Annotated in this window: 11 protein-coding genes and 1 pseudogene; 6 read left to right on the forward strand and 6 right to left on the reverse strand. The window is 65.8% G+C overall.

What is annotated here, in order from left to right; genetic code table 11:
* Nucleotides 1-156 precede the first annotated feature (156 nt).
* The gene (gene ahcY / locus QZ546_RS08650; protein ID WP_294236188.1) at nucleotides 157-1,575 is read right to left on the reverse strand and encodes an adenosylhomocysteinase; all 1,419 of its coding nucleotides are present in this window, start codon (nucleotides 1,573-1,575) and stop codon (nucleotides 157-159) included.
* Between the two features lie 298 nt (nucleotides 1,576-1,873).
* A complete protein-coding gene (locus QZ546_RS08655) occupies nucleotides 1,874-2,437 on the reverse strand; it encodes a YqgE/AlgH family protein (RefSeq protein WP_294236189.1) in 564 nt (187 codons plus the stop codon).
* Nucleotides 2,438-2,558: 121 nt separating this feature from the next.
* Here QZ546_RS08655 and QZ546_RS08660 point away from each other — a divergent pair, with 121 nt between their 5' ends.
* The 4 genes from QZ546_RS08660 to QZ546_RS08675 all read left to right on the forward strand — a co-directional run bounded on the left by QZ546_RS08660 (nucleotide 2,559) and on the right by QZ546_RS08675 (nucleotide 5,545).
* On the forward strand, nucleotides 2,559-3,038 hold the full coding sequence (locus tag QZ546_RS08660) for a peroxiredoxin (protein ID WP_294236190.1): 480 nt from the start codon (nucleotides 2,559-2,561) through the stop codon (nucleotides 3,036-3,038).
* Nucleotides 3,039-3,138: 100 nt separating this feature from the next.
* On the forward strand, nucleotides 3,139-3,360 hold the full coding sequence (locus QZ546_RS08665) for a hypothetical protein (RefSeq protein ID WP_294236191.1): 222 nt from the start codon (nucleotides 3,139-3,141) through the stop codon (nucleotides 3,358-3,360).
* Nucleotides 3,361-3,595: 235 nt separating this feature from the next.
* Nucleotides 3,596-5,032 (forward strand): AMP nucleosidase, encoded by a 1,437-nt coding sequence (locus QZ546_RS08670; RefSeq protein WP_294236192.1) that lies wholly within the window; start codon nucleotides 3,596-3,598, stop codon nucleotides 5,030-5,032.
* A 60-nt stretch (nucleotides 5,033-5,092) separates the two neighbouring features.
* Entirely contained in the window at nucleotides 5,093-5,545 is a 453-nt protein-coding gene (locus QZ546_RS08675; RefSeq protein ID WP_294236193.1) for a hypothetical protein, read from the forward strand.
* A 276-nt stretch (nucleotides 5,546-5,821) separates the two neighbouring features.
* Here the strand turns inward: QZ546_RS08675 and QZ546_RS08680 are convergent, their stop codons facing one another.
* From QZ546_RS08680 to QZ546_RS08695, 4 genes and pseudogenes are all read right to left on the reverse strand, one after another.
* A complete protein-coding gene (locus QZ546_RS08680; RefSeq protein ID WP_294236194.1) occupies nucleotides 5,822-7,651 on the reverse strand; it encodes a M2 family metallopeptidase in 1,830 nt (609 codons plus the stop codon).
* Between the two features lie 76 nt (nucleotides 7,652-7,727).
* Nucleotides 7,728-8,489 carry an alpha/beta fold hydrolase gene (locus QZ546_RS08685; RefSeq protein ID WP_294236195.1) on the reverse strand — a complete coding sequence of 254 codons (762 nt, stop codon included), beginning with the start codon at nucleotides 8,487-8,489 and terminating at the stop codon, nucleotides 7,728-7,730.
* Between the two features lie 383 nt (nucleotides 8,490-8,872).
* Nucleotides 8,873-10,083 (reverse strand): annotated as a pseudogene (locus QZ546_RS08690) (IS701 family transposase).
* A gap of 310 nt (nucleotides 10,084-10,393) precedes the next feature.
* Nucleotides 10,394-11,167 carry a DUF4019 domain-containing protein gene (locus QZ546_RS08695; RefSeq protein ID WP_294236196.1) on the reverse strand — a complete coding sequence of 258 codons (774 nt, stop codon included), beginning with the start codon at nucleotides 11,165-11,167 and terminating at the stop codon, nucleotides 10,394-10,396.
* A gap of 195 nt (nucleotides 11,168-11,362) precedes the next feature.
* Between QZ546_RS08695 and QZ546_RS08700 the strand changes: the two genes are divergently transcribed.
* Both QZ546_RS08700 and QZ546_RS08705 read left to right on the forward strand, forming a co-directional pair.
* Nucleotides 11,363-11,896 carry a hypothetical protein gene (locus QZ546_RS08700; RefSeq protein WP_294236197.1) on the forward strand — a complete coding sequence of 178 codons (534 nt, stop codon included), beginning with the start codon at nucleotides 11,363-11,365 and terminating at the stop codon, nucleotides 11,894-11,896.
* Nucleotides 11,897-11,997: 101 nt separating this feature from the next.
* The gene (locus QZ546_RS08705) at nucleotides 11,998-12,639 is read left to right on the forward strand and encodes a YitT family protein (RefSeq protein WP_294236198.1); all 642 of its coding nucleotides are present in this window, start codon (nucleotides 11,998-12,000) and stop codon (nucleotides 12,637-12,639) included.
* The last annotated feature ends 7 nt before the right edge of the window (nucleotides 12,640-12,646 follow it).

Genomic DNA, 12,646 nt, shown 5'->3' on the forward strand with positions numbered 1-12,646 from the left:
AAAAAGGTCTGGGCCAGGACGCTGCATCCGTCCATCTCTAGCGCGATCGGCAGGCGATACGCCATATCGAAGACGCCCCCACGGCGTGGTCCCACGAAAAAGGGGCCGCCCTTTCGGACGGCCCCTGATCTTCCTGGCGAATGCCGGGACGCTGGATCAGTAGCGATAGTGATCCGGCTTGAACGGACCCTCGACCGGCACGCCGATATAGGCGGCCTGCTTCTCGCTCAGCTTCGACAGCTGGACGCCCAGCTTTTCGAGATGGAGCGCGGCGACCTTCTCGTCGAGGTGCTTCGGCAGCACATAGACTTCGTTCTTGTAGTTCTCGCCCTTGGTCCACAGCTCGATCTGGGCGAGCGTCTGGTTGGTGAACGAGGCCGACATCACGAAGCTGGGGTGGCCGGTCGCGCAGCCCAGGTTCACCAGGCGGCCCTTGGCCAGCACGATGATCTGCTTGCCGTCCGGGAACTCGACCAGGTCGGTGCCGGGCTTCACTTCGGTCCACTTGTAGTTCGACAGCGCCGCGATCTGGATCTCGGAGTCGAAGTGGCCGATGTTGCAGACGATCGACATCGGCTTCATCGCCTTCATGTGATCGGCGGTGATGACGTCGGCGTTGCCGGTGGCGGTGACGAAGATGTCGGCCCGCTTCACGGCCTCATCCATGGTCACGACCTCGAAGCCCTCCATCGCCGCCTGCAGCGCGCAGATCGGGTCGATTTCGGTCACGAGCACGCGTGCGCCGCCGTTGCGGAGCGACTGGGCCGAGCCCTTGCCCACGTCGCCGAAACCGGCGACCGCGGCGACCTTGCCCGCCAGCATGACGTCGGTGGCGCGACGGATCGCGTCGACCAGCGATTCCTTGCAGCCGTACAGATTGTCGAACTTCGACTTGGTCACCGAGTCGTTGACGTTGATCGCGGGGAAAGGCAGCTCGCCCTTCTTCGCGATCTCGTACAAGCGGTGAACGCCGGTGGTCGTCTCTTCCGACACGCCCTTCAGGTTCTTGACGGTCTGGGTCAGATAGCCCGGCTTCTTGGCGATGAATGCCTTGACCGAACGCTGGAACTCGACCTCTTCCTCATTCTCCGGCTCGCCGAAGGTCTGACCGGCTTCCAGCTTGGCGCCCCACAGCGCGAACATGGTCGCGTCGCCGCCATCGTCCAGGATGATGTTGGCGGTGGTGCCGTCACCGGCCTTGTCCCAGTCGAAGATGTCGCCGACATAGTCCCAATATTCGGCCAGCGTCTCGCCCTTCACGGCGAAGACGGGGATGCCCGCAGCGGCGATCGCGGCGGCGGCATGGTCCTGGGTCGAGAAGATGTTGCAGGTGGCCCAGCGCACATCGGCGCCCAGCGCGGTCAGCGTCTCGATCAGCACGGCGGTCTGGATCGTCATGTGCAGCGAGCCGGTGATGCGCGCGCCCTTGAGCGGCTGCGCCGCGCCGAATTCCTGACGCAGGGCCATGAGGCCGGGCATCTCGGTCTCGGCGATCTTGATCTCGGCGCGGCCGAAATCAGCCAGGCTGATGTCCTTGATGACGTAATCGTTCTTGGTGGCGGCAGTCGTGGACACGACGAAACTCCGTGCAAAATGGGGCCGACCAAGACGTGGCGCGCACGCCGATCGGCACGGCGCCCGCCTTAGCGGCGATCGCCTTAGGGATCAAATATAAAGATATCTTTATATGCTTGAGTGTTCGTTGGCAGGAGGCATGAGTGCATCCCATTCCTCCCCTTGCAGGGGAGGTGGCAGGCCGAAGGCCTGACGGAGGGGTATCGCGCTATCGAAAGGGGGACACCCCTCCACCAGCTTCGCTGGTTCCCCTCCCCTTGCAGGGGAGGAATTTTCGCGGTGCCCACCAGTCATCGGCTCAGGCCGTGCCGCCGCCCGTCACCAGCAGGCGGGGGTCGATGCCCGCCGTGCCGAATGCGGACTGCCAGCGATCCTCGGCCGCCACATCGTACAGCACGTCGCGCTTGCCGCCGACCGTGAACCAGCAGCCCGGCTCGCGCAGTTCCTCCTCCAGCTGGCCCGCATCCCATCCGGCATAGCCCAGCGCGACGACCCAACGCGCCGGCCCCTGCCCCTCGGCAATGGCGCGCAGCACGTCGACGGTGCTCGACAACACCCATCGACCGCCGACATCGACGCTGTCGCGCCCCTGCCAGTCATGGCTGTGGAGGACGAAGCCGCGACGCGGTTCGACCGGGCCGCCATAATGGACCGGTGCGTCGGGCGCGTCGCCATGCGCGATCTCGAACTGGTCTAGCAGCGTGTGAAAGCCGATGCCGTCGATCGTCGCGCCGAGCCCGATGCCGAGCGCCCCGCCCTCGTCATGCGCGCACATGGCGATGACCGCGTGGTCGAACCGGGGGTCGGCCATGCCCGGCATGGCGAGCAGGAATTGGCCGGAAAGATAGGTCAGTTGATGCACGCCCCGACTATAGGGATCACGGCCGCACCTCGCCATGCTTGAAATCATGGCGCATTCGGCCCCATGAACGCGCCTCGAAGGCCCGGCACTCCGCCGGGAGGTTTCCTGCAGGATGAGCATCATGACGATCAAGGTCGGCGACCGCCTCCCCAACACCACGCTGGTCAAGGTAACGCCCGAAGGGCCCGAACAGGTGACGACGACGGATTTCTTCGCCGGCAAGCGCGTCGCGCTGTTCGCGGTGCCGGGTGCCTTCACCCCCACCTGCTCGGCCCAGCACCTGCCCGGCTTCATCGCGCAGGCCGATGCGTTGAAGGCCAAGGGCGTGGACGAGATCGCCTGCACCTCGGTCAACGACGCCTTCGTCATGAAGGCCTGGGGCCAGACCAACGCCGCAAGCGCGATCACCATGCTGGCGGACGGCAATGCCGACTTCGCCAAGGCGATCGACCTGACGATGGACGGGTCGAAATTCGGCATGGGCACGCGCAGCCAGCGCTACACGATGCTGGTCAACGACGGCGTGGTCGAACAGCTGTTCGTCGAGGCCCCCGGCGAGTTCAAGGTAAGCTCGGCCGAGCATCTGCTCGAAGCCCTCTGATCCGGCGAAACGCAGGCCCCAACGGATCGGGGGTGGAACAGTGCTGGCCGGCGCGACGTTTTTGCGACGTACACGTGAAGGCACGAAAGGAGTACCGGCCATGACCACCTATGTCCCCCCCGAGAAGCAGACGGCGACGGCCAAGAGCTTCACCGAAAAGGCGCAGGGCGCGGCCAAGGTCGCTGGCGACAAGGTCAAGGAACACCCCTACGCCGCCGCCGGGATCGCAGCCGGCGTCGCAGCGGCGGTCGCGGGTGCCGCGTTCGGCGCATCGAAGCTGCGCGGCACGTCCGATGACGAGAATTCGTCGCAGGGCGCCTGAGCGAGCACAATCTGGAGGGCTTGCCCCTCCACCATCCTGTGGATGGTCCCCCTCCCCAAGCCGAGCTCGGGGAGGAATTGGGGAATAGATCGCGCGTACCCCATCCCATCGCCCGTTCAGCCTGAGCGAAGTCGAAGGCCACGGGATTGATTTTCTACCCAGTCCGAGCGGCGGCGCTCGCTGCGCTGCAACGCTCCGGCTTGCCAGGGCCGCCAACCCGGCTAAGCTCCCGGCGATGACTCACGCTGTTTCCATCGTCGAAGAGCTCGACCGCCTCTACACCGCCTCCGTCACGCGTCTGAAGGATGCGCTGACCCTCTATCTGCGCGATGGCACCGCGCCCACGCTCGAAGATCGCGCGCATGGCTGTTTCGCCTATCCCGAAATCCGCCTGATCTTTCGCGGTGACGGGGGACGCCCGACTCCGATGCGCTCCTTCGGCCGCCTGGTGTCGCCCGGCGACTATCGGATCAGCGTCACCAAGCCCGCTTTGTTCAAGGACTATCTGGTCGAACAGCTGACCCTGCTGATCGAGGATTATGACGTCACCGTCGAGGCGGTGGCGGGGCGGCAGGAAATCCCCTTCCCCTATGTGCTCGACCCCGGTCACGCGCTGAGCCTGGACACGGTGTCGGCGGCCGAGCTAGCGCGGTTCTTCCCGGCGACCGAGTTGGCGCATATCGGCGACGAGATTGCCGACGGGCTGTGGATGACGGCCGACGGCAACCGGCCGCTGGCGCTGTTCGACGGGTTGCGCACCGATTTTTCGCTCGCCCGTCTGCGCCACTATACCGGCACGCCGCCCGAGCATTGCCAGCGCTTCGTGCTGTTCACCAACTATCACCGCTATGTCGACGAGTTCGTCCGCTGGGGCGCGTCGCAGCTGGGGGACGGCTCGCGCTTCACGGCCCTGTCGGGCGCGGGCGGCATCGTGATCGAGCGGCCGGAGGATGTCGACAAGATCGTCACCGACAGCGCGTGGCGGCGGCACCAGATGCCCGCCTATCACCTGGTCGCAAAGGATGGCACCGGCATCACGCTCGTCAATATCGGCGTCGGCCCGTCCAATGCCAAGACGATCTGCGATCACCTGGCGGTCATGCGGCCCGAGGCGTGGCTGATGATCGGGCATTGCGGCGGGCTTCGTCCCAGCCAGCGGATCGGCGACTATGTGCTGGCGCACGCCTATCTGCGCGACGACCATGTGCTCGACGATGTGCTGCCGCCCGAAATCCCCGTGCCTGCCATCGCCGAGGTGCAGGTCGCGCTCGCCAAGGCGGCCGAGATCGTCTCGGGCCAGTCGGGCGACGAGCTGAAGCGCCGCCTGCGCACCGGCACGATCGTCACCACCGACGACCGCAACTGGGAGCTGCGCTATTCCAAATCGGCGCTGCGTTTCTCACTCAGCCGCGCGGTCGGCATCGACATGGAATCGGCAACGATCGCGGCCCAGGGCTATCGCTTCCGCGTCCCGTACGGGACTTTGCTCTGCGTGTCGGACAAGCCGCTCCACGGCGAGCTGAAGCTGCCGGGCCAGGCCAATCGCTTCTATGAGCGCGCGATCAGCGAGCATATGCGGATCGGCATCGAGACGTGCGAGCAGCTGCGTCGCGAGGGCAACAAGCTGCACAGCCGCAAGCTGCGCGCGTTCAACGAGCCGCCCTTCCGCTGATCGGCAACCGGCGATAGGGTGCGGGCGTTACGGTGACGAACCGAAACAGGGAATTTTGAGATGGTCGACACCACCGACCCGAAAAAGCCACGCCCGCCCCGCCGCCGCGCCGCCCCCAAGGCGGCGGGAACGCCCACGCCGCGCAAGCGTCCGGTGCCCAAGCCCATAGAGCCGCCGGAGGACAAACCCGTCGAGGCGACCGAGGCCAGCCCGACCGAGGAACTCGCCCCCGAAGCGCCGAAGCCCGCCAAGCCCAAGGCCCCGCCCAAGCCGCGCTCCACCAAGCGAACGGCACCGCGTAAGTCGCCGCCGCGCAAGCCCGCCGCCATCGAACCCGCGCCTGCGCCGGTGCTGGGCAAGCATGGGCTCGACCGGGTCGGCGGCAAATGGGGCGTGGCATCGATCTTGGGGAGCCTGGCCGCGGCGGCCGGGCTGACGGCGGCGCTGCTGTCGCTTAAGGGGAGCACGCCGAAGCGAGACAAGAGCAAAGCCGAGGACAGCAAGAAGGATTGATCCTCGACCTCCGTTCAGCCTGAGCGAAGTCGAAGGCCATGGGGAGGCCCGTATGCTTGGCACATATCCGAGCGTGGGCTTCGACTTCGCTCAGCCTGAACGGGCGTTGGGTTAAAAGCCCCTCCACCACCGCTTCGCGGTGGTCCCCCTCCCCAAGCACAGCTTGGGGAGGATTGGGTGAGGTGCGCAAATCCTCCCCATCTTCGATGGGGAGGGGGACCGCTCGCGAAAGCGAGTGGTGGAGGGGCCGGCAACGCCAGCCGCCCCCTCACACCGTTACCAACCCTGAGGCTTACCCTTGTTCTGCTGGTCCAGCCACGTCTTCAGCGGCGCAAAATACTCGACCAGCGCCTTGCCCGACATCTCGCGGCTGCCGGTGAAGACCTGTAGCGCGTCCGGCCAGGGCTTGGACTGGCCCATGGCCAGCATCGCGTTCAGCTTCTCGCCGACCTTCTTGTTGCCATAGAAGGAACAGCGATGGAGCGGCCCCTTCCACCCGGCCTGGTCGCACGCCGCCTTGTAGAACTGGAACTGCAGCACCCGCGCCAGGAAATAGCGCGCATAGGGCACGCCCGCCGGGATATGGTACTTGGCGCCCGGATCGAACTTCGTCTCGTCGCGCGCGACCGGTGGCACCACGCCCTGATATTTCAGGCGCAGCGCGTCCCAGCCCGCCTGATACTGGCTGGACGGGATCTGGCCCGAGAACACGCCCCAACGCCATTTGTCGATCAGCAGGCCGAAGGGCAGGAACGCCACCTTGTCCATCGCCTGGCGCAGGAGCAGGCCGATATCCTTGTCCGCGCTCGGCACGCGTGTCGGGTCGAGCAGGCCGATCTTCACCAGATAATCGGGCGTGATCGACAGCGCGACGGTATCGCCGATCGCCTCGTGGAAACCGTCATTCGCGCCGTTCTTGTAAAGGAAAGGCTGGTTCTTATAGGCGCGCTGATAATAGTTATGGCCCAGCTCGTGATGGATGGTCACGAAGTCGTCGGCATTGACCTTCGTGCACATCTTGATGCGGATATCGTCCAGATTGTCGATGTCCCAGGCCGAGGCATGGCAGATGACCTCGCGATCGGCTGGCTTCACAATCTGCGAGCGCTGCCAGAAGGTCTGCGGCAGCGGCGCGAAGCCCAGCGACGAGTAGAAGCCCTCGCCCGTCTTCACCATCCTGATCGGGTCATAGCCCTTGGCCTTCAGCAGATCGCCGGTGTCATAACCGACATCGCCCGCGCCCTTGGGCGCGACCAGATCATAGATATTGCCCCATTCCTGCGCCCACATATTGCCGAGCAGGTCGGCGCGGATCGGGCCTGTCTTCGACTGGACGGCATCGCCATATTTTTCGTTCAGCTTCCAGCGGACATAGGTGTGCAGCGCCTTGTAGAGCGGCTCCAGCTCGCCCCAGATCTTGTCGGTCAGCTGGGCGAACTGCTCGGGGCTCATGTCGTAACCCGAACGCCACATCGCGCCCGCATCGGCATAGCCCAGTTCCCGGGCACCCTGATTGGCGAGGCCGGTCATCTGCGCATAATCGGCGCGCATCGGTGCGCCGACATTGTCGTTCCAGCTGACCCACATCTCCTTCAACTTGGCGGGATCGCGCTCGCTGCCCATCGCGGCCTCGATATCCGATCCGTTGATCGGCTGGCCGTTCCGCAGCCCCTTGCCCTTGCCATAGGAGGACGACATGCGCGTGGTCAGCATCGACAGCTGCGCCGCCGCGCCCGGCGTGGTCGGCGCAGGGAGCGTGATGCCGCCGCGCAGCAGGTCCAGCTTGCGCTTTGTGTCATAGGACAGGCCCGGCAGCGCCTGATACCGCGCCGCCTGAAGCCCGTAGCGGACGGCCAGGTCGGTCATCTCCGCGCCCGAGGCGGCGGCGAGCGCATCGGTATCGTCGGTGATATAGGTCGCGTTGACCCAGGCGACCTGCTGCGCGCCGATGGACTTTTCGGCCAGCGTCTTCTCGGCCTCGGCGACAAAGGCATCGGCGGCGGCGACCGTCGCTGGCGGCTGGGTTGCCGGAGCAGCGGTCTGGGCCTGAGCAGCCCCCGCCAGCACAAAGGCGAGTACGGTGCCGGAAACGGCGGAACGGATCATGCTATCCCCCTAACATTCTGAAACGCCCTCGAAACGGGGCGGATGGCGCGCAGTTGCGCGGCTTTGACCGCCGCCGTCAAGCGCTCAGGAACTGGACGATCGCCTCGCCCAGCTCAGACTTCGTCACCGCACTCATGTGATTTCCCGGAATCTCGGCATAACGACCAAGCGGCAAGGCGTCGGCCAGCTCGACCGCCGCGCCATTGTCGAAATCCTCGACGCCCGCCACGACGAGGGCGGGCAGCTCGAACCCCTGGATCGCGTAAAGCGGCGTGTCGGCGAAGGTCTTCAGAATGTGGAGCAGCGCGACCGGATCGCCGCCGGTGGTCTTCAGGAACGCCTCGGCCATCCATTCGGGGGTGCCGCGCGGATGCTCGCCCAGGCGCGTCAGGATATTGGTGAAATGCGCGACCCGGCGGTCGGTGTGGAGCAGCCCCTCCAGCCCCATGCCCGCGAAGATCGCCTTGCCCGGCTCCGCGCCGGTGGCCAGCATCCGCGACACGGTACGCGCGCCCAGCGAATAGCCGCCCAGGTCGTAATCGGTCAGCCCGAGATGCTCGACCAGCGCATGGCCGTCACGGGTCAGTGCGTCCTTCGGATAGGCAGCGGGATCATGCGGCTTGCCGCTCTGCCCATGCGCCCGCAGGTCGGGCATGATGACGCGGTAGCCCTTGGCCGCGATGGCGGCGGCGTGGCCATAGCGGATCCAGTTGGTGTACGCGTCCGAGAAATAGCCATGGATCAGGACGAGCGCCCGCCCCTCGCCCATTTCGCGCCACGCGATCGGCGTCCCGTCAAAGCTGTCGAAGAAGCGGGTTTCGGGAGCGGTGTCGGCCAAGGGTTCGGTCTCCGATAGGCAAGCTGTATGTCAGCCTCCTAGTACGGATCGACGGGGAAGTGCACGCGATCATGTCGCTTTAACCCCGCTCGCACTGCGCGAAGTCGAAGTGCACGCCCCGGCCTGACCACAAACGGCACCCCGTGGCCTTCGACGTCGCTCAGGCTGAACGACCGTGGAATTCGCTCAATGGAAGCGAAGGCGGCCGAACGATCATGCCCTGACCTAGCATTACAGTTGCGTTTTTGATCGGACATGCGCGCGTCGAGCGGCAGCTTGATGGGCGCGTCGCCAACATGACCATGCGATGACGTGACGAGGCTCGAGGCGCCGCTGGGCCAGCCGGATGACGACGCGACGGATTTCCTGGACGGACCAGCGTATCAGGTCCGTGGTTTCGTTCGAGCTCTTTTTGGGGGCGCGGCATTGGCGCGGGTGCGAATGGCCGCCAGCATCGCGAAGGCCAGCATGACGAGCGAGACGTGCCGGTGCCAGCCATGCCAGGAGCGGGTTTCGTTGTGGTCGAGGCCGAGTTCATTCTTGGCGGTCTCGAAGCTGTCCTCGATGGCCCAGCGATGCCCTTCCACCCCGACCAGGGTTTCGATGGTCGTGCCGGCCGGGCTACCTAAGTCGTGAAGAAGGCAAGGTCATCACCCGCAACGTGGCGGCGGATCAACAGCCCTCTGGTCCATGTCCCGACTGCGCCGTCGACATATTCGTCGGCTTCGAGGTCGGCGAGTTCGAAATAGGCCCAGTCATGAACGCGCTCGCCCTTGGTGCCCTGACCCGCGGACAGACGCTGCCAGGCAGCAGGATCGAGGTCATTTGCGATCTGCGCGGCGGTGCCCGCGACGACCGGCTTGTCGCCCCACGAGCCAAAGCGATGGTCGCCCTTCACGCCCAGCACATAGCCCTTGCCGGCACGGCGCAAGGTCTGCTCGATGTCGCCGACGCCGTAGACCGCATCCGTCGCGACCCAGGCAAACGGCATGTCGGCGGCGATCGCGCGCTCGATCATTTGCACCGCCAGCGCCGGCTTGGTGGCGAATGCCGTGCCCTCCGGCACATGCGCGGCCGCCAGGCGGGCCGGGTCAGCCGTCCAGCTCTTGGGCAGGTAAAGCGCCCGGTCAACGAAAGCATGGCCCCTGGTCGAGACATAAGCGGCGAATACGCCGATCTGGCAGTTGGTCACCTTGCCGGCCGACCCAGTGTACTGGCGCCCCACGCCGCATGACGCCTTGCCCTGTTTCAGGAACCCGGTCTCGTCGATGACCAGCACCGCATCATCGGTGCCAAGATGTTCGACGGCATAGTCGCGCACGATGTCGCGCAGCGCATCCGCATCCCACCGCCCGCGGCCCAGGATCGCCTGCTGCCGCCATGGCCCGGCATCGCCCGCCGCCTCGGCGCGCATCCACCCGGTCTTGCGGCGCTCGTCGCCCAGCAATCCATCCAGGAAGCTGTTCGCCGATGCCGCCACACGCGCCTGGCTGAACAAGGGCCGCATCCGCGCCTTCACCTCGCTCAGCGATGATGCCCAAAGCTCCAGCGTAGCCTCGATCGATGCCCCCGTCACCACGACCTCCCTCGTCATGGTCACCCATTGATTCAGAACATAATCAAGAACGCAACTGTAATGCTAGGCCGGATCGACATTCGGCCATGCCTATTCGTCCCTCGCCCCTCTCAGAGGGGAGAGGGTTGCGCAGACTTGGTCTTTGCGTAGCAAAGGCTTAGTCGGAGCTGGGTGAGGGGTGGGCGCTCGGGGACCGAGCGCGCGAGCCCGCAGGGCTCGCTCAACCCCTCACCCAAGCTGCGCTAGCCAGCACGCTGGCAAGCTTCGCTAACCCTCTCCCCTGTCCAGGGGCGAGGGAAAGAAGAAGCGTTATGAATGTCGATCGGCCCTAGCCCACATAAATCCCGGCAACCCTCCAATCCCCATTCTCGCGCTCCAGCGTCACCGTTTCGACAACAGGGGCCGAGGTGCCGAAGCGCGTGCTGAACCGCACCATCTTATAACCGGCGGGCGGTGCGGGAATGTCGTCCTGGCTCAGCAGCGTCCGTGACACGACCGGACCCAGTGGCGTCCGCACCTTTTCGGAGGTCGCGGCCCAGACCTGCTCGGTGTTGAGCTTGCGGAAGCTGTTCGTGGTCAGGCGATAGCTGTCGGCCCAGCGGCCTTGGTCGATGAATTGCACGAAACGCTGCGCCGCCTCGACCACCGCTGGATCGGTGGCCGCCGATGGGGCCGCTTGCGGCGGTGCGGCGGTCATATGGGTCAGGCCGCCAAGCGCGAGCAGGCCAAGGACGAGGGTCATGAGTGTCGCTCCGATGATGATCCGGGGGCGGCGGATGCCGGCCTCCACGCCGACGACCGGCGCCGGGCCTTCATCCGTCATCGGCCAGGGCCGGTCGTCCCCGATCCTTGTGTCCCCCAGATATTCGGGGGGCGGCAGCGGCGTTTCCCCCTCCACCGCCAGCAGCATGCGTGCCGCCTCGCGGCTGCTCGACACGGCCAGCTTGCGACGGGCATCGCGGAGACGTTCGTTGATCGTGTGGACCGACAGGTTCAGCTCGCGCGCGATCGACTTGGCGTCGTGCCCCCGCACAATCAGGCGCAGCGTCTGCTTCTCCCGGTCGGTCAGCGCGCCGACACCCGCTTTGGCCTGCATGGTCATGGCGCCGACTATGCCGGAGCGACGATGATCGGCCACCCTCAAATAATTGTACCTCCCTGTCTGTGCGGATCACCGAGCCGCCCTGAGTCCCGGTGTCACCAGTCCTCCACAAAATGGCGGGAATCCGTGCTTTTTTCTGATCGTGCATGGGCCACCGACATGGACAAAAGGGGTACAAGCAGTTAGCCGCCGCCCATGGCAGCATCCCTGTTCCTTCTTGTCGCGGTGATCCTGGCCTTCGCCGGTGGCGGTGGCCCCTGGATGCTGATCGCGACCGTGGCAGCGGCGACGGCGGCGGGGACGCGGCTGCCCGATCTCGACACGCCGCTCCAACTCCAGCACCGTAGTGCGCTGGTCCACAGCATACTGCCCTTTTATATCGCGACGCTCGATGCGCGGACCTGGCCGGTCGCGGCGGGACTGGGGTTCGGGGTGGGCTTCCATCTGGCCGCCGACCTGTTTCCCGGCACGATGCGGGGCTTTGCGACGATCAAGCTGCCGCTGATCGGGTCGATCGGCGCCTTTCCGTCCTATGCCTGGATCGCCGTGAACGCGCTGGCCAATCTGATCAGCGCGCTCCTCATATTGGAGCGGATCGCAGCAGACCGGGTAGCGGCCTGCGCGTTAGGCGCGACGGCAGTGCTGGGCGGGGGCTATCTACTACGCGCCCAGGGTGGGCTTTATGCGCTGGCGGGGATCGTCGGACTGGGCTGGTGGTGGCTGCGTTAGGGGATGATTGGCCTTCGCGGCGAATTGCGATAGATGCTCTGCCACTGCCGCCGAGAAGCAGGATCAACGGGAGCGGATGCCGGACCATAAACCGGATCCCCATGACCGCAGCCACCGCGCCCGACGCCCAGCCTCTGCCCAGCCCGATCGGGCGCCCCCACAGCCTGCTCGAGGATGCCTATGCGATCTTCATCGGCTGCACGCTGCTGATCGTCGGGCTGGTGTTCCTGAAGGCGGCGGGGCTGGTGACGGGCGGGATCGCAGGGGTCGCACTGCTCCTGTCCTATCTGATCCCGCTCCCGGCGGGCGTGCTGTTCACGCTGGTCAACATCCCCTTCTTCCTATTCGCGCACAAGGTGATGGGCGCGCGGTTCGCGGTGAAGACAGTGCTGGTCAATATCGGCATCGGTATCGCCTCGGCGGTCACGCGCGTCTCGGTGCATGTCGATGCCGTCCACCCGGCCTTTGCCGCGCTGGTCGGGGGAACCGTAATCGGGATGGGCATCCTGTCGCTCGCCCGGCATCAGGCCGGGGTCGGGGGGACCGGGGTCATCACCATCTGGCTCTATCGCAAGCGGGGCTGGAACATGGGACTGACCCAAGTCGCGCTCGACGTGGTCATCCTGTCGATGGCGATCCCCGTCGTCACCGGCCAGCAGCTTATCTGGTCCGCCATCAGCGCGGCGGCGATCAGCCTGATCCTCTTCGCCTGGCATCGCCCCGGTCTCTACACCGGCGGCTGACCCAAGA

The sequence above is a fragment of the uncultured Sphingomonas sp. genome (genome assembly GCF_913062585.1).
Taxonomy (GTDB): domain Bacteria; phylum Pseudomonadota; class Alphaproteobacteria; order Sphingomonadales; family Sphingomonadaceae; genus Sphingomonas.